The sequence below is a fragment of the Symplocastrum torsivum genome (assembly GCF_059505465.1).
On sequence record NZ_JCACKQ010000132.1, the window covers coordinates 77,916 to 94,921 of the forward strand.

Below are 17,006 nucleotides of genomic sequence, written 5' to 3' on the forward strand. Positions count from 1 at the left end.
TGCTTCGTAGCAACTTAGTAAATTACTTAAATCTAAAGAAAAAGTAACTCTTCGCCTAAATTACCTATTCTGCATTGCACTTGATGTTATCAGTGCACATTACCTAGTTGTCAGAAAAATGCACATCTATCTGAGTACTTAATTTCTTTTAGAGACTTTGTTAAAACAAAATAAGATTAAGTGACAGTAGTAAGAAAATAAGCATATAGGGGGAAGTATTTACTCCTATGTTTTGGTTCTCTTGAAAAAAGACGAGCATCAGGAGAATTTTGAGGTGAAGCAAGAAGCTCTGATTGCTGCAATTATTAGTGCGGCTTTGGTTCTCGGTTTACTAGCGGGTTTACCATTGGGCTACATAGCTCGTAATTTTCACGCTATCCCGTCTGGCTCAAACACGACTTCGCCCTAGTGATTTGGTGGTGGTTTGTTACATCGTTCAGCTAGAAAGTAAAATCTGCGCGTAAAATTTTGCTTCCTGCTTTTGGTTTGCTCGGCAAGAATCTAGGCAAGTTAAGCCAATTTCATCTTTGATTACGACAGATGAACTGGTAGCGGTGAACAGCGCTTGTTCCTAGATCCAATTCATAGGTTGCAAAGATGTTAGAAATAGCATTAAGTCAAATGCTTGGGCTGGCTCAATTTTCTCTTAAGCAACAGCAAAACCTTCCTGATATTGAGGTTAAATTTCCTTTTCAACCAGCAACTAGGCTTGATGTGAAATCAGCTAGCTATGGCTTGAGTTGTATCGTCAGGTGTTGCACAATACACAATAAAGGGCGATAGTTCAGCCTTGATATTGATTGAACTGACAAGGATTGGGTCAGGTCGCATACGCGATCGCATTTTGGCAATCCTCTTTTGAGTCACACGCTTAACTAATGACTACAGCTTTAACACTTAAAGATTTACCACCCCCTCCACCTGGCAAATCAGGATGGCCTTGGACAGTATCCAGCAAAGTGATACCTGAAACCATGCCTGATGGGTCAGAATTGCCTCGTCTTACTATTGTTACTCCCAGTTACAATCAAGGGAAATTTCTAGAGGCAACAATTCGTTCTGTCCTCTTACAGGGTTATCCGAATCTTGAATACATTATTATTGATGGCGGGAGTACCGATTGCTCTATTGAAGTGATTAAAAGGTACGAAAAATATTTATTTTATTGGCATTCCAAGAAAGATAAAGGTCAAGCGGATGCTATCAATCAAGGGTTAAACAAAAGTAGTGGTAAAATTCTTGGTTGGATAAATAGTGATGATGTTTATGTGAAAGGAACATTTTACAAAATCATTAAAGCATTTCAGGCTCATCCTAATTGTGTTGTTGTTCACGGGAACAGAATTTTAATTAATGAAATAGGGGAAGTAACGGGCTGGGTTTCTCTGCCTTCATTTGACCCCGAAACAGGTATTTATAATGTTTGTTCAGAAACGGCATTCTGGCAGCGTTCTGCAATGAATGAAGTGGGTTTGCTTAATGCTAATTTACAGTTTGCTATTGATTTAGAATTCTTCAGTCGTCTTTACAAGCAAGGTAAATTTCTGAAGCTTGATGACTATTTGGGTTATTTCCGTTGTTATTCTGAAAGCAAGAGTTCCACAATCGCTCATATTGGTAGAGAGGAAGCGGTAAGAGAATGGAAGCAACTATTTGGTTCTGAGAATCGAGATGGAGATTTGACCCAAAGGAAAAGCTTCTTACAATTCCTCAGACTCAGCGCAGAGCTGATTAAACAGCCTCGCTTAATTGGGTTGCCCTATTTGTCATATCGCCTTTTACAACTCAACCGCAACTCATGATTCTACTAAAAGACAATTACTTGATTAATAAATTTAAGCAAATAGTTGGGGAAGGGCTTCTATATTTCACTAATCGTATTGTCAATCATATTCCCTTCCATTTTGTACGCTTAGGGTTTTATCGGAGCTTCCTAAAGTTTGATATAGGTTTAGATAGTGCAGTTTTTATGGGAACATGGTTTGATACAAAAAGCAACTTTAAGCTGGGCAACAATAGTGTCATTAATCAAAATTGTCGATTAGATAATCGTGGAGGTATTATTATTGGAGATAATGTTTCGATTTCTGCTGAGGTATGTATCTTGACAGCAGACCATGACTTACAAAGTGCTGATTTTGCAGGTCGTACTCGTCCGGTAACAATTGAGGATTATGTTTTTCTTGGGACACGAGCCATGATTTTACCGGGAGTCACTTTAGGTAAAGGTTCTGCTGTAGCAGCGGGTGCAGTTGTAACGAAGAATGTTCCCCCTTTTACTATTGTTGCTGGGGTGCCAGCTAAGCCAATAGGAATTCGGCAAGCTGATTTGCAGTATCACATCAGTTACCGTCGATTATTTTGGTAGTTTTTAATCGTAATCTCAGTAATTAAAGCTAGTTCAGTAAGACATTGATAGTTGTCACCCAAGTTGTCACAGGGCTTCCTCCTGCTGTTGATGGCATTGGAGATTATTCCCTAAATTTAGCTCGTGAACTCCGTAAGGAGTTTGGTATAGAAACGCAGTTTATTGTCGGCAATCCTAACTGGATTGGAGCAAAAGATATTGAAGGATTTCCTGTCAATAAAGTGACAGTGCATTCTACGGCTAGCCTGTTATCCTTACTGCCTAATGAGGCTCAAACTCGAACGATTGTCTTGCTGCATTATGTTGGTTATGGCTACGCGAAGAGAGGTTGTCCGTTTTGGTTAGTGGAAGGCTTAGAGTGTTGGAAGCGTAATTCTGCTAGCACACATTTGGTAACGATGTTTCATGAAGTGTATGCGTCGGGGCCACTTTGGACAAGTGCTTTCTGGTTATCCAGCGTACAACGACATTTGGCTGTCCGTCTTGTTCAAATAAGCGATCGCTACCTCACCAGTAAACAAGGCTACGGTAGAATCTTACAAGAACTGGCTCAGAGCAAACAGACCCAACTGCTGACGTTACCTGTCTTTTCCACGATTGGGGAACCCAAGCAAGTACCTCCATTAGCACAACGGTATCGGCGTTTAGTCGTGTTTGGTGGATGCAGTAATCGAATCCGGGTTTATCAAAAGTCTGGGTTAGAACTGAGTGAGACTTGTCAGCGCTTGAAAATTGAGGAAATCTGGGATATTGGCCCCCCGACTGGACTGGGGTTATCAACCATTGACGGCATACCTGTAGTAGAGATGGGTTCTCAGTCAGCCTCGAACGTTAGTGATATACTCTCAAACTCACTAGCCGCTTTCTTCAACTACCACCTTAACTATCTAGCCAAATCCACTATATTTGCTGCATACTGCGCTCATGGCATCTTACCTGTCAGTCCGCGATCGCATAAATTGTCTATAGATGGAATAATCGCTGGACGACACTACTGGAGTCCTGTTGACAATACACAACGCTTCCATAATTTAGAGGAGTTGCAGGCGATCGCAAATAATGCCTATGCCTGGTATCAAACTCATAACCTTTCAGTACAAGCGAAAGCCTTTGCCGCTTTGCTAGCCGACACAAGTAAGTAGGTATAAACTTATAGTTTGCAGTCTTCAAGGGGAAGTAGACTATCACTTGCCCAATTTTAAATCCTATAACAATTTTCGTTAAACCTACCTAAATAGACTAGATAGCTTTTAGGATAGTAGTTAAAAAATTAACTCTAGAACATAGCAAAATCATGAGACCGCAACCATCTACCAAGAATCGGAAGCTAGCAGTTTACAAAAGCGGTTTAAAAAGAGTTATGTCTTTTTTGGATTCTCAAATAAGCGGCAAAAGACCAAAAACCTTTTTTCCTTTTTCAAAGCAAATTCGTTTTATTGTTCAGTTCTCACGCATAGCAAGTACGGCTTTAATAGTTTCACTCTTAGCCAATCCATCCTTAGCTGCATCTGAAATTCCCAACAGCGATTTTAATGGGGATGGCAAATCAGATATTCTTTGGCGTCACTCTACCAATGGAACTAATCGAATCTGGATTATGAACGGTTCGACTGTTCTGACTGACCCAGTTATTAATGTTGACCCAAACTTAAATTGGAAAGTTGTCGGCACAGGTGACTTTAATGGGGATGGCAAATCAGATATCCTTTGGCGGAATCCGCTCAACGGACTTAACAGACTCTGGTTAATGAACACGGCGAATATCGTATCAAGCTCTCGTCTTCTTAATGTTCTTGATATCAATTGGGAAGTCGTTGGGGTTGGTGATTTTAATGGAGATGGCAAATCGGATATTTTTTGGCGTCATGCTACTAATGGGACTAATCGCATCTGGATTATGAACGGTTCCACTGTCCTGACTGACCCGGTTATTAATGTTATCCCAAACCTCAATAGGAAAGTCATTGGTACAGGTGACTTTAATGGAGATGGTAAATCGGATATTCTTTGGCGTAATCTGACAACTGGTGAGAACAGAGTTTGGTTGATGAACACGGCAGCTATAATCTCAAACGCTCAGCTTCCTGTGGTTAATGATATCAACTGGCAAATAGCAGGAATTGGTGACTTTAACGCGGATAACAAGTCAGATATTCTTTGGCGTCATTCTACTAATGGGACTAATCGAATCTGGATTATGAATGGTTCCACTGTCTTAACTGACCCAGTTATTAATGTTGACCCAAACTTAAATTGGAGAGTCGTTGGTACGGGTGACTATAACGGAGATGGCAGAGCAGATATTCTTTGGCGTAATGCTACCAATGGTCTCAACCGACTCTGGTTAATGAACACAGCAACTATCACATCAAGCTCTCGTCTTGTTGATGTTACTGACATCAATTGGAAAGTAGTGGGTAATGGCACTCAATATTTATATCCGCCGTTCTAAGTGTTGGTGAAGGAAACTAATCTTGCTTCTCGATTCCTAATGTGCGGCATTGAAGACAACAATCTCACCGTTCTACTTAGCACAGACCAGACTTAGGAGAAAATGTAATTGAGTATCAATCAAACGCTCAAACTCCAGCGTCAACTCGCCTCAGTTGCCAGTAGTGGTATTAGCGGCGAACCAATCTATACAGCGTTTGAGCAAGTATTGAAACAGTTTGACCTCAAGGGTGATATTCTCGATTTCGGTGCTGGCACGGGATATCTAACTAGGCAACTTCAGGCATTAGGTCGCTTTACATCCCTTACTGCGATTGATATGATGCCGCGTCCCGTTAGCCTTGACGAATCTGTGAGTTGGCTTAGCTGGGATTTGAACGAGGCAGTTGACATCCCCGATCGCACCTTCGATGTGATTGTATCAGCAGAAGTAATCGAGCATCTAGAAAATCCTAGAGCAGTTGCGCGGGAATGGTTTCGTTTACTTCGTCCTGGTGGAACACTGATTTTTAGCACGCCTAATAATGAAAGCTGGCGTTCTTTATTTGCTCTTTTATTACAAGGGCATTTTGTTGCCTTCAGTGATAGCTGCTATCCTGCCCATATCACGGCACTTCTGCGTAAAGATATGGAACGTATTCTCACGGAAGCTGGTTTTTCTGTACCCACGTTTGTCTTTAGCAATGTTGGTGGTATTCCCAAATTCCCTGCGCTACACTGGCAAACGGTTTCTGCCGGGTTATTGAAGGGGGTTCGTTATAGCGATAATGTCCTTGCGATCGCAAAGCGAAATTCCTAGGTTTCGTAGAGATTGCTCGCTAGACTCAGTAAGCAACAGGGTTACAATCCAGGGTTTTGGACACTATGCAACTCATCAATTATTTAAATAGACCTGAATATATTTTCAGACCGCTTCAGATCTATCGACGGCTTTTGCGATCGCGTAACCCAGACAACAAACTCTTTAAAAATGTCCTGCTTCCTTGGGGAGTTAACCTAAAAATTTCTCTAGCGCCAGGTGAAGTCGTTGGGCATTCCGTCTGGGCAATGGGAATATATGACTTGATTGTCACTGAAGTTTTATGGCGCTTGATTGACCCTGGCGAAACGGTTATAGATGTTGGGGTCAATATTGGTTATATGGCAACAATTATGGCAAAACGAGTTGGAGAAACGGGTCATGTTTGGTGCTTTGAACCCAACCCAGAAGTCTATCAAGAGTTATCTGAGAATATCAAAAACTGGCAGACAACACTTGGCTGGAATCATATTTATGCCCAAAAGATAGCTCTTTCCAATCACTCTGGCGAGGCAGTCTTAAGTGTTCCTATGAGAAATCGTGAAGAAGCTTTCATTATTTCACCTAAAGATGTTATATCAACACAGGCTAACGATGACAACTTTAAAGCTTATACAGTATCCTTGGAAAAATTAGATAATGTCTTAAAAACTAGGAACCACATAGGTCTTGTAAAAATTGATGTTGAAGGGCACGAACTTGAAGTTATACAAGGAGCAATAAACCTAATTACTGCTCAGCAAATTCGCGACATCATTTTTGAAGATCATAATGGGTACCCTAGCTCAGTCAGTCAATTTTTGGAAGACCAGGGGTATACTATTTTCCGCATCTGGAAAGGGTTTTGGAAACCACTACTTGAATCCCCAACTAAAAAGCTGATGCACCCGTGGGAGCCACCTAGTTATCTAGCTACCAAAGACTCGTCACGCGCTAGAGAGCGCCTAAAAAAGCGAGGTTGGAATTCACTACAATCACAAAATCAGAAAACTTGATAACCCTATGCTTATAAAGGTTAAAAATTAGTTTGATTAACGGGTAATGTGAAAATTTTAATTTACTCCCCTTTATTTTATCCCAGTATTGGAGGAATAGAAACTACGCTTTCTATTCTCGCTCATGAGTTTGTTAATCAAGGACATCAGGTCAAAGTCGTAACCCAAGTCGCTGCGAAAGATTCAACGTCTTTTCCTTTTGAAGTTATCCGAAAACCGAATTGGCAAAACCTTTTAAAACTTACCCGTTGGTGCGATATTTATTTTCAAGGCTGCGTTAACCTAAAAGGAATTTGGCCCTTGTTCATTAGTCCTAGACCTTGGGTCGTGACGCATCAAACGTGGTATCGTCGCTTGGATGGACGTGTTGGCTTTCAGGATTATTTGAAGCGCTATCTAACACTGTTTGCCAGTAATGTTTCAGCAAGCTCGGCTTTAGCTGAACATATAAAAGGGCTATCTACTGTAGTGCCTAATCCTTATCGGGAAGAAATCTTTTACGAAAGGCAAGAGATTTCTCGTGATAAAGACCTTGTATTTTTAGGGCGATTGGTTTCTGATAAGGGAGTTAACTTACTGCTAGATGCCTTGGCTAATCTCAAACAGCTAGACTTAAGCCCTTCCCTGACAATTATTGGTAGTGGGCCAGAAGAACCTAACCTACGCCAACAGGTGAAGCAATTAAGCCTTGTTGAGCAAGTAAATTTCGCTGGGGTAAAAGTTGAAACTGATTTAGCCCAATTACTGAATGCTCATAAAATTTTGGTCGTGCCATCGGTTTGGGAGGAACCCTTTGGGATTGTAGCACTAGAGGGTATTGCCTGCGGTTGTGTCGTCGTCGGCTCTGAGGCGGGAGGACTAAAAGATGCTATTGGTGCTTGTGGTGTGACTTTTCCGAATGGAGATGTTAATCCTCTAACTCAAGCTCTCTTTGATTTATTGATTAATCCTGATAAATTAGCAGCTTACCGAGAAAAAGCTGAATCACATTTGTCGCGTCACACAAAAGCGGCAGTGGCAAAAGCTTACTTACAAGTTTTGGAGAAAGTTATTCAGTGAAGTTAATTATTAGTCTACTTGCTGCTGTAATTATCTTTTATGGCTCAGCCTTGAAGTGGCGTCGTGGGGTGAAAGCCGTATTTCTGCTTCTTGTTTTAGAGGGGGCACTGCGGAAATGGCTATTACCTCAAGCAAACGAGATGATTTATTTCCTCAAAGATATTGTGCTGCTCGGAGCTTATTTTAATTTTTATTGTTTTTCAGATTCAGATAAAAAGTTTCTTTCTAGAGTCAGCCTTATAAATATTATTATCTTTATTACTATAGGGTGGTGTTTATTTCAGGTATTTAATCCGAGTTTGGGTTCTCCATTGTTGGGGCTTTTTGGACTTAGAGGATATCTTTTGTATCTTCCCTTAATTTGGATGGTTCCGTCGTTGTTCCAAACAGAGGAAGAAGTTTACAAATTTTTGCGATCGCACCTTTTGCTCACGATTCCAGTTGGACTGATTGGCATTGCCCAGTTTTTCAGTCCTGCGTCAAGTTTTATTAATGCCTATTCCAACGAAGAAGCGCAAGCAGTCGTTACATTCGGAATCAACTCTGCGGTTAGAATTACTGGGACTTTTCCCTACATTAGTGGCTATGGAGTTTACTTAATCATCTGCTTCGGGCTACTGATATTTATGCTTTCAGTTAAGCAGCCACCGAGATGGCAAGTTGTCACTCTCGTTGAACTCCTTTTGGTTAGTGTTAACTCGTTTATGACTGGCTCTCGTGGTACGATTTTTGCTGAAGTTTTATTCTTGGTTGGTTATCTAGGGGCAAAAGGACTAGCTACACCAGTAAGCAGCCTGCGTTTGATTAGGAAGTTAATCCTACCGATCTTAGTTATTGCCATTGCTGCCTCGATCTGGTTTCGTCCAGCTATTAATGCGTTTTGGCAGCGTGCTACTCATTATCGAGATATACCTGAGCGGATTTCACTGAGTTTCACAGAGCCGCTTGACTTTGTCCGCGTCAAAGAACTTGATAGCTATGGCATCGGTGCAACACACCAAGCCGCCCCAATCCTTCGCAGAGCCTTGGATTTACCTGCTGGTGAAACGATTCGCGTTCCTAATGAAGGAGAAATGGGTAGAATTGTCCTGGAATTAGGGCCAATTGGTTTTATTTTTTGGTATGGTTTGAGGCTGAGCATTTTGATTCTGCTCATACACACTTTCTTGAAATTGAAACGACCCTTTCTTCGCCAGTTAGCACTTACGGCTTTTCTCCTTCAGGCAATCCAAATTAATAGTTTTCTGGTTTTCCTCAATACCTATGCAGTCTACTACTGGTTTTTCAGTGGTCTAATCTTTTTGCTGCCTCAACTGGAGCAGACAGAGAACTGGCAACGAGAACAACAATTCCAGCAAGATGTCCTATCCTCGTATTTCCCTGATTCATCCTACAGGTAATCCATTTTCCCGTCAGGCTGCGATCGCTTTTGCGGAAGTCGGTTTACTTCAGGAGGTGATAACCACAATCGCCTACGATCCAGAAGGCTCTTGGTCACGCACCTTAAATCTACTACCCAAAGCCATTAGAAACCGTGTTACTCAGGAACTAGAACGCCGAACTTGGGTTCCCCCGACAGGTGTGCAGATACAGACATACCCCCGACCTGAAATCATACGACTGGCGTTAGTGAAAACAAGTTTGTATCGTCGTTTAGGCTTAAGTTATCAAGGGCTAGCCGATCGCGTCTATGCTTCCCTAGACCGTCATGTCGCCTCACAGCATCTTCAGGGGATTGATGCCGTCTATGCCTATGAAGATGGCGCAGCTACTACATTTCAAGCCGCTAAACAGCAAGGTATCCTTTGCCTATACGACTTACCAATTGTCTTCTATCCCACTAGTCGTGATATCCAGGTGGAAGAAGCGAAGCGATTTCCAAAGCTAGCACCAGCATTAGATGCGACTCAAGAACCAGCTTGGAAGCTTGAGCGGAAAGACCAGGAAATACAACTAGCCGATCACATTTTTGTCCCTTCTTCCTTCGTCCAAAATTCATTGCTAGAGGCTGGCGCAAAACCAGAAAAAATTAGTGTCATTCCCTTCGGCGCACCGATTGACTATTTCCATCCCCAAACTAAACCCGACAAACTTTTTCGTACCTTATTTGTCGGTCGTGTAGGGCCGCGTAAAGGCGTTCACTACCTATTACAAGCGTGGCAGGAATTGAGCTTGCCAGAGGCAGAATTATTATTGGTCGGGATTAACGAGTTTCCCGAAGACTGGCTAGACCAATACACTAAGGGGATTCGCCATATTCCATCCGTTCCCCACGCCTCATTAAACCGCTACTACAGTAGTGCCAATGTTTTAGTCCTGCCTTCTCTCGTTGAAGGACTTGCCTTGGTGCAGTTAGAAGCAATGGCTTGTGGAATTCCTCTAATTACTACGCCTAATGCAGGTGGCTCTGATATTGTTACAGATGGTGTGGAGGGCTTTATCATACCCGTTCGTGATGTTGAAGCGCTTAAGGAAAAACTGGAGTGGTGCTACACTCATCCCGAAGAGTTAGCTCACATGGGACAAGCGGCTCGTCATAAAGCCGAACAGCTAACCTGGCAGCAATATCGACAGCAATTAGCTAGTAAAGTACAGGAGATTTTGAAAGAGTATTAGGGGGAATGGCACTGACTTAAGCGAAAAGTAATCGTTCGTTGGAAAAACCCGGATTGGGGGACGTTGCCCCCCAAACCCCCTCCTCACTAAAGCTCCGGTGGGGGCAGAGTGCCGCCCCCAGTCCCCCTACACAAGGTGTTATCGGTACTGATGAGAGTGCAGTTTATCCGTGTTGTTGAATAAAGCACAACTTTTATCGAGAAATTTTTTGGACTGCTGGACTCGCTCATTTCCCTTAAGTCAGTGCCATTCGTATTAAGGTAGCCATTACCAAGTATAAAATTCTCAAAAATGTAAAATTTTCCTTGCCTATAACTCCTTGATTATTAAATGTTCAATGCTAAAAATTTATGGAGACTGTTACTCTACCCTTACCTTTAACTTGGTTACAACCCTTTGACTTTCCTCACAAACTGGGAATTTGCGAACGACTTTTTGGTAAGGTACTGGCTCAACAAGGAATTTGCTGGGTTGATACTGCTGTTGGCATTACTTGGAAACTTGACCTGAGTTTAATTCCTCATCGCTGGATTGTCTATGGCAAATATGAAGGTGCGCCATTTCTTAACTGGGCGCGTAAGTTTCTGCCACCTAATGGTGTCGTTGTAGATTCAGGAGCAAATATTGGTCAAATGCTGTTGTATTTGGCTCAGTGGGTACCACAAGGAAAAGTACTTGCGTTTGAACCTGGAACACAACAAATTGATTGGTTGAAGGAATGTTTGGTGGCTCATCCCACTCTACCCGTAGAACTCATCCAGCGAGGACTTGGCGCATCGGCTACTCAATTACGCCTGGATAGCTGGGGTTCTGGTTCTATGCACGGCTGTTGGGCGAGAGTATCTGATACTGAGGGTGAACCTATCGAGATTGTACGATTAGAAGACGAATTAGCATTGCGTTGTATTGAGAAAGTCGATTTATGGAAACTCGATGTCGAAGGCTATGAGATTGCAGCGCTGCAAGGAGCGGAGACTTGGCTAAAAGAGCAACGGATTAGAGCCATCTATGCAGAGTTAACGTCGTCAAATGGTCAGGGGCAAGCTGTTATTGATTACCTGAAGCAATTTGGCTATCAATGTTATTTTTTCGAGGAAAATGGTAAACTTTATGACCCACTAAAACAAGCAGATTTCCAAATTCCTGAGTGGGCAAATGGTTTGTTCTTGCCAATTGACAAGAATGTGAATAATGAAGAATAAAGGTTCATTAATCCATCTTTGGTTTCCTGATATTTTTGAATTCAAGGGAGGAATTCAAGTTTATTCAACCTTCCTCTTAAAGGCTCTACAGAATTTATCTCCCAAAAGCCAGTATGAGGTGTTCCTCAAGCACGATACTCATGCCTTTCCTTATTTTTTGAATCAGACTCAGTTCCATTTTTCTGGGACTTTCCCCTTGGCTTTACGAACTCCTATCTTTGCCGCGCAACTAGTTGGACATGGACTTTGGCAAAAACCTAACGTTGTTATCTCGACGCATGTCAATTTCATACCAGCCGCCTGCTGGCTCAAGCAAGTCGCTGGAATTCCCTATTGGGTGGTTGCTCATGGTACGGAAGCTTGGAGTATCAAGCGCCAAGGCTTGCAGAAGGCGTTGCACAATGCCGATCGCATTCTCGCTGTCAGTGGTTACACTCGCGATCGCCTTCTCAAAGAACAAAACCTAAATCCTGATAAAATTTCTCTTTTACCCTGTACGTTTGATGTAAGTCGCTTCCAAATCGCCCCAAAGCCGCAACATTTACTGAGTCGTTATCACCTGACAGCAGAACAACCCATTATTCTTACCGTTGGCAGACTCGACAGTAGCGATCGCTATAAAGGGTACGACAAAATCCTGCAAGCCTTACCTGAGATTCGCCGCCAGATTCCGAATGTTCATTACATTCTAGTGGGTCAAGGAAGCGATCGCCCTCGCATTGAACAATTAATCACCCAACTGAACCTGCAACACTGTGTAACTTTAGCTGGGTTTATTCCAGATGAGGAAATGTGCGATCATTACAATCTTTGTGATGTGTTTGCGATGCCCAGTAAAGGAGAAGGCTTTGGGATTGTGTACCTAGAAGCGTTAGCGTGTGGCAAACCTACCCTAGGGGGGAATCAAGATGGTGCAATTGATGCCCTTTGCCAGGGAGAACTCGGTGCTTTAGTTGAACCTGATGATTTAGATGCGATCGCCAAAACACTTATTCAAATTTTGCAAAACACTTATAATCATCCTATCCTCTATCAACCTGAGCTTTTACGAAAAAAAGTGATTGAAATGTTTGGGTTTGAGTGCTTCCAACAAAGGTTAGCTGAACTCATGGAAACCTCTCAGCTAGAGACAGGAATTAAACCGCAGTAGAGGTAAATTACAAGTTATTTCACTACTCATACAGGTTATTACGCATCTTTCGCTCATTACTAACTAGCCATCTACCATGAAAGTTTTGCACGTCATTCCTTCACTTGCCAAAGTTAAAGGTGGGCCGACTCAAATCACTCTAGAAATGGTTAAAGCCTTACGTGCGCGTGGGGTTGATGCAGAAATTGCTACGACTGATGATAACGGTTTAGAACGACTCGACGTGCCACTGCGCCAATGTATTGAATATGAGCAAGTTCCTGTCTGGTTTCTCCCCCGCTTCTCACCACCGTTGAGAGACTATATCTTTTCACCAGACTTAGCTCACTGGCTGTGGCAAAATTCCAAGAATTATGACATTTTACACACTCATTATTTATTCTCCTTTGCTCCCACTTGTGCCGCAGCGATCGCAAGACAGCAAGGAATTCCCTACATCGCTACTCCCTACGGGATGCTAACACCTTGGGCACTGGCGCATCAAAAGCTCAAAAAGCAAATTTATTCAAAAATTGAACGTCATAATCTCAAGTCAGCCATAGCAATTCACTGTTCTACTCTGGAAGAATCACAGAATGTGCAGGATTTTCAGGTTTCAACGCCCAGCTTTGTCGTCCCTTATGGTGTGCATTTACCTACCCTGCAACCGCAAGCTAAGGCGCATCTTCATCGTATGTATGGAATACCTGAGACAACACCAATTATTTTATTTCTCTCCCGCCTCCATCCCAAAAAGCGTCCCGACTTACTAATCGAAGCTCTCAACAAGCTAGCTTTAAAAAACAAAAAATTTCATCTGATTTTAGCAGGTTCAGGAGACTCAGGCTATCTAAGTTATCTGACTAACTTAGTATCGTCTTTAGGACTAGCCTCACAAACATCAATCACTGGCTTCGTAACGGGTGAAAAAAAGGCCTTACTGTTGCAGGGTTCAGATATTTTCGTCTTGCCATCCTATACAGAAAACTTTGGAATTGCAGTGGCGGAAGCGATGGCGGCTGGCTTACCAGTGATTATCACTCCAGATGTCCAAATTGCTCCAGATATTGCTGCCGAGTCGGCAGGTTTAATTGTCAAAGGAGAGATTGAGGCAGTGCAAAATGCGATCGCGCAATTACTCACCAACCCAGAGTTACGGCAGAAGTTAGGCGAGAATGGCAAGCGCTTAGTAAGGTGCCGCTATTCCTGGAGTGCGATCGCTTCTAGCCTTAGCCATACTTATTACTCTCTTCTAGAGCAGCAACCAATTCCTCAAGCTCTAGCTTCTGACTACTTGAAATAGATATAGCGGTTCTCATGTGGATGAGGTACAAATTTTAGCGTTTTCGAGAATTTGGAATTGGAAATGGGCAAAAAACTTAGATGGACCTCACTGAAACAAGAATTGCTATAAACCAATGATTGATTCAAATCATAATCTATTTTTCTATTACACTCGTCTCTATTTTATATTCCTCATGAACGGCGTATTGAGGCTACAGTAAGAGAGAAACAAGTATGGATAGTTATAAACAGCAGGTAATAGAACTCTACAATAGTAGAACTGCCTATGATCAGGAGGAAGGAACTCGCCATCCGCGTGACGCTAATTTCCTACTTGAATCTGTCCCAATTGAGAAAGGACAGAAAATTCTTGATATAGCAACTGGAACAGGTTTAGTTGCGATTCCTGCTGCTCAAAAAGTGGGTTCAGAGGGCTATGTTATTGGTGTAGATATGTCCGTTGGAATGCTCCATCAAGCAAGACTGAAAGTTGAAGCCACAGGAGTAAAAAACATTGAGTTGATTGAGGCAGATGCAAATTACCTCAACTTTAGCGAGAGTAGTTTTGATGCCATCTTTTGCTGTGAAGCAATTATGTTTCTAAGTAATATTCCTGCAAGTTTGCAAACATGGTATCGTTTCCTTAAACCAGGAGGGTTTGTTGCATTTACCTGTCCTCCCGAAACAGCTTATATGGCACCTGTTTACAAAAGTATCTGCACGAAAGTGTTGGGCATATCAATACCACACATCCACGAACCCTATGGTACTACCGAAAAGTGCCACAATCTACTAGAACAGGCGGGTTTTAGAAATATCGAAGTCAAAATTGAGCCATCAGGACGGTATCGTAAGCTAAGGGGTGACGGAGCATCTTGGAAGTGGATTAATTTAAACTTTAAAGGCAATCCGTTGTTAGCAAAACTATCATAGGAACAATTAGATCAGTTACAAGTTGAGTACAGAGCAGAAATTGAGAAAGTAACAACTGATCAAGGAGTGTGGGAAGATACCACAATCTTCTTTGTCCGTGCTCAAAAATGAGTTGATTGAGAACTGCTACATATCATTAACCAACAACTGCTTCTTAAATCTCTAACTGTGGACTAATCACCCCATGTCTTATTCTCAACGCATACTTCAGCAGGGTAATCACCTAACTCGTCTGGCGCATCGCTCCCGCTTCGGCACTATTCTGGAGGCAATTGGTAGCACTCAATATACTCAGGCATTAGACTATGGCTGCGGCGACGGTTGGCTATTGAAAATGGCTTATGAACAGAACTTGGTTAAGCAAGGAGTTGGCGTTGACATCGATTGGGACATGCTATCAGCTTGCAAGGATTTGTTTGCGGATATACCGGGATTTCAATTCTGTCAGCCTCACGAACTATCAGAGAAAATTTCCCCTAAGAGTTGCGATTTAATTATTTGCACCGAAACGCTGGAACACGTTGGAGAACCGGACAAGGTTTTAGAGCAGATGTTGCGCTACAGCAAACCAGGGGCAAAAATAGTGATTTCTGTCCCGATTGAAATTGGTCCATCACTCTTTTTTAAGCAAGTCGGACGCTACATTGCTAATCGAAAAGGAAACTATGGCTATGAGCGCTACCAGTTAGGTGAGTTATTTGCTGCCTCAGTTCTCTGGGATACCAACAGCTTTCCCTCGTCTCATTCATTAAATAAACCGCTCAGGAGCCACAAGGGGTTTGACTATAGAAAAATCCAGAAATTGCTACAGCAAAAAGTAACCATTGAGCGGAGGATTTTAACGCCTTTGCCCTGGTTCGGTAGTTTGCTAAATAGCACGATTATTTGGATTTGTTCGGTTAAAAATTAATGAAGAAAATCAAGAAAATTGTTCTTGTTTTTCAAATAGTCAATGAATGATTTAAAAATTTTACTGATCTCTTCTGCTGTGCCGCGAGATACTACGGCTGGCGAGGTAATTCTTTACAGGCATTTTTCAGAGATGCCTGAACTGAAGCTAGCGATCGCAACCGATGATTTAGACGGTATCCTTACTGAAAATTTTTTAGAAATTAAACCGAATCGACTTCTTAATCGCCTAACACAAACAAGGCTTTCAAGCTGGATTCATGATATCTATCAGTGCTTCCATCCTTTTTTTAACTATAAAATTATTCGGAAATATATAAAAAATGCTCAACCTAACTTGATTATTACGGTTGCTGAGGGTATCCATTGGATAGCTGCCCAGAAGATGTCTAAAGAGTTTAATATACCATTGGTCACGATTTTTCATGATTGGTGGCCAAACTTAGCTTCCATACATCCTTGGGCAAAGAAATCTGTAGAATGGCGGTTTAAGAAGCTATACCAGCAAAGTGCGATCGCTTTTTGTGTGAGTGAGGAAATGCAACAACTATTAGGTAATCACCAAAATGCACAAACCCTGTACCCTATTCCTGATCGATTGACAATTGCAGAAAAACCCATAATCCTCGCCGATGAAAAGTCATTTAACCTAGTTTATGCAGGTAGCCTTTCGGGGATTTATGCGCCAATGCTGCAAGCTTTGTCTGCGGCATTACAAGACATTCAAGAAGTACAGTTAAAATTATTCGGTCGTCCTCCAAATTGGTCAGAGTCTCAACTACAGCAGCTTAATGAACAAGGCATATATCGTGGACTGGTTTCGAGAGATTTATTGAGGCATGAGTTAAAAACAGCTAGTGCTTTACTCGTTACAATATCTTTTGACCCAAAAAATCGCCGTTGGGCAGAAACGAGTTTTCCCTCTAAGTTAGTTGAATATTGTCAATACACTAGGCCTGTTATTATTTGGGGGCCTGAATACTGTTCAGCCGTTCGTTGGGGACGCAAGTACCAATCAGCATTGGTTGTAACATCTTCATTGGTGCAGGATTTAGTGAAAGCTATCCAAGAATTGGCAACTCAACCGGAGGAGCAAACACACCTTGCCAACAAAGCTTTAGTAATGGCACAAGGAATGTTCAATCCAGGAAAAATTCAACAGCAATTTGTTGATGGTCTTTATCAAGTATGCAAAGAGTATAAATAAGATTAATGATGTAACTATAATAGTCTAGTCTAGCGCTGTACTACTATTATCTCT

17 protein-coding genes are annotated in these 17,006 nt (G+C 42.1%); 16 read left to right on the top strand and 1 reads right to left on the bottom strand.

The features are described from left to right. Positions 1 to 274 precede the first annotated feature (274 nt). Positions 275 to 409 (top strand): hypothetical protein, encoded by a 135-nt coding sequence (locus AC5JL3_RS33425; protein ID WP_277927485.1) that lies wholly within the window; start codon positions 275 to 277, stop codon positions 407 to 409. A 311-nt stretch (positions 410 to 720) separates the two neighbouring features. Here the strand turns inward: AC5JL3_RS33425 and AC5JL3_RS33430 are convergent, their stop codons facing one another. After that, positions 721 to 867 (bottom strand): hypothetical protein, encoded by a 147-nt coding sequence (locus AC5JL3_RS33430; protein WP_496078559.1) that lies wholly within the window; start codon positions 865 to 867, stop codon positions 721 to 723. 11 nt (positions 868 to 878) lie between these two features. On the opposite strand from AC5JL3_RS33430, the gene AC5JL3_RS33435 reads away from it, so the two are divergent. The 15 genes from AC5JL3_RS33435 (at position 879) to AC5JL3_RS33505 (ending at position 16,952) form a co-directional block, all read left to right on the top strand. Continuing rightward, on the top strand, positions 879 to 1,802 hold the full coding sequence (locus tag AC5JL3_RS33435) for a glycosyltransferase family 2 protein (RefSeq protein WP_496078560.1): 924 nt from the start codon (positions 879 to 881) through the stop codon (positions 1,800 to 1,802). After that, complete coding sequence (locus tag AC5JL3_RS33440) at positions 1,799 to 2,368, top strand: acyltransferase (protein WP_496078561.1); 570 nt, start codon at positions 1,799 to 1,801, stop codon at positions 2,366 to 2,368. The genes AC5JL3_RS33435 and AC5JL3_RS33440 overlap by 4 nt, the downstream gene beginning before the upstream one ends. Positions 2,369 to 2,412: 44 nt before the next feature. After that, the gene (locus AC5JL3_RS33445) at positions 2,413 to 3,510 is read left to right on the top strand and encodes a hypothetical protein (protein ID WP_496078562.1); all 1,098 of its coding nucleotides are present in this window, start codon (positions 2,413 to 2,415) and stop codon (positions 3,508 to 3,510) included. A gap of 218 nt (positions 3,511 to 3,728) precedes the next feature. Beyond that, complete coding sequence (locus AC5JL3_RS33450) at positions 3,729 to 4,820, top strand: FG-GAP repeat domain-containing protein (RefSeq protein WP_496078563.1); 1,092 nt, start codon at positions 3,729 to 3,731, stop codon at positions 4,818 to 4,820. A gap of 108 nt (positions 4,821 to 4,928) precedes the next feature. Beyond that, on the top strand, positions 4,929 to 5,618 hold the full coding sequence (locus tag AC5JL3_RS33455; RefSeq protein ID WP_496078564.1) for a class I SAM-dependent methyltransferase: 690 nt from the start codon (positions 4,929 to 4,931) through the stop codon (positions 5,616 to 5,618). Positions 5,619 to 5,683: 65 nt separating this feature from the next. After that, positions 5,684 to 6,613, top strand: coding sequence for an FkbM family methyltransferase (locus tag AC5JL3_RS33460; protein ID WP_496078565.1), 930 nt, complete (start codon positions 5,684 to 5,686; stop codon positions 6,611 to 6,613). Between the two features lie 48 nt (positions 6,614 to 6,661). After that, positions 6,662 to 7,672 (top strand): glycosyltransferase family 4 protein, encoded by a 1,011-nt coding sequence (locus AC5JL3_RS33465; RefSeq protein WP_496078566.1) that lies wholly within the window; start codon positions 6,662 to 6,664, stop codon positions 7,670 to 7,672. Continuing rightward, complete coding sequence (locus tag AC5JL3_RS33470) at positions 7,669 to 9,072, top strand: hypothetical protein (protein ID WP_496078567.1); 1,404 nt, start codon at positions 7,669 to 7,671, stop codon at positions 9,070 to 9,072. The genes AC5JL3_RS33465 and AC5JL3_RS33470 overlap by 4 nt, the downstream gene beginning before the upstream one ends. Then, entirely contained in the window at positions 9,032 to 10,288 is a 1,257-nt protein-coding gene (locus tag AC5JL3_RS33475; RefSeq protein ID WP_496078568.1) for a glycosyltransferase family 4 protein, read from the top strand. Before AC5JL3_RS33470 ends, AC5JL3_RS33475 begins: the two co-directional genes overlap by 41 nt. A gap of 350 nt (positions 10,289 to 10,638) precedes the next feature. Next, complete coding sequence (locus AC5JL3_RS33480; RefSeq protein WP_496078569.1) at positions 10,639 to 11,490, top strand: FkbM family methyltransferase; 852 nt, start codon at positions 10,639 to 10,641, stop codon at positions 11,488 to 11,490. Beyond that, positions 11,480 to 12,640 (top strand): glycosyltransferase, encoded by a 1,161-nt coding sequence (locus AC5JL3_RS33485; protein WP_496078570.1) that lies wholly within the window; start codon positions 11,480 to 11,482, stop codon positions 12,638 to 12,640. The genes AC5JL3_RS33480 and AC5JL3_RS33485 overlap by 11 nt, the downstream gene beginning before the upstream one ends. 76 nt (positions 12,641 to 12,716) lie before the next feature. After that, a complete protein-coding gene (locus tag AC5JL3_RS33490) occupies positions 12,717 to 13,922 on the top strand; it encodes a glycosyltransferase (protein ID WP_496078571.1) in 1,206 nt (401 codons plus the stop codon). 215 nt (positions 13,923 to 14,137) lie between these two features. Beyond that, a complete protein-coding gene (locus tag AC5JL3_RS33495; protein WP_496078572.1) occupies positions 14,138 to 14,836 on the top strand; it encodes a class I SAM-dependent methyltransferase in 699 nt (232 codons plus the stop codon). Between the two features lie 184 nt (positions 14,837 to 15,020). Beyond that, positions 15,021 to 15,746, top strand: coding sequence for a class I SAM-dependent methyltransferase (locus AC5JL3_RS33500; protein ID WP_496078573.1), 726 nt, complete (start codon positions 15,021 to 15,023; stop codon positions 15,744 to 15,746). A 42-nt stretch (positions 15,747 to 15,788) separates the two neighbouring features. Further along, entirely contained in the window at positions 15,789 to 16,952 is a 1,164-nt protein-coding gene (locus AC5JL3_RS33505; protein WP_496078574.1) for a glycosyltransferase, read from the top strand. Positions 16,953 to 17,006: the final 54 nt, after the last annotated feature.

Excerpts from the sequence above, each read along its gene's own strand:
- AC5JL3_RS33435 (WP_496078560.1), top strand. The coding sequence starts at position 879 with ATGACTACAGCTTTAACACTTAAAGATTTACCACCCCCTCCACCTGGC.
- AC5JL3_RS33440 (WP_496078561.1), top strand. The coding sequence starts at position 1,799 with ATGATTCTACTAAAAGACAATTACTTGATTAATAAATTTAAGCAAATA.
- AC5JL3_RS33450 (WP_496078563.1), top strand. The coding sequence starts at position 3,729 with ATGTCTTTTTTGGATTCTCAAATAAGCGGCAAAAGACCAAAAACCTTT.
- AC5JL3_RS33460 (WP_496078565.1), top strand. The coding sequence starts at position 5,684 with ATGCAACTCATCAATTATTTAAATAGACCTGAATATATTTTCAGACCG.
- AC5JL3_RS33475 (WP_496078568.1), top strand. The coding sequence starts at position 9,032 with ATGTCCTATCCTCGTATTTCCCTGATTCATCCTACAGGTAATCCATTT.
- AC5JL3_RS33480 (WP_496078569.1), top strand. The coding sequence starts at position 10,639 with ATGGAGACTGTTACTCTACCCTTACCTTTAACTTGGTTACAACCCTTT.
- AC5JL3_RS33485 (WP_496078570.1), top strand. The coding sequence starts at position 11,480 with ATGAAGAATAAAGGTTCATTAATCCATCTTTGGTTTCCTGATATTTTT.
- AC5JL3_RS33490 (WP_496078571.1), top strand. The coding sequence starts at position 12,717 with ATGAAAGTTTTGCACGTCATTCCTTCACTTGCCAAAGTTAAAGGTGGG.
- AC5JL3_RS33495 (WP_496078572.1), top strand. The coding sequence starts at position 14,138 with ATGGATAGTTATAAACAGCAGGTAATAGAACTCTACAATAGTAGAACT.
- AC5JL3_RS33500 (WP_496078573.1), top strand. The coding sequence starts at position 15,021 with ATGTCTTATTCTCAACGCATACTTCAGCAGGGTAATCACCTAACTCGT.
- AC5JL3_RS33505 (WP_496078574.1), top strand. The coding sequence starts at position 15,789 with ATGAATGATTTAAAAATTTTACTGATCTCTTCTGCTGTGCCGCGAGAT.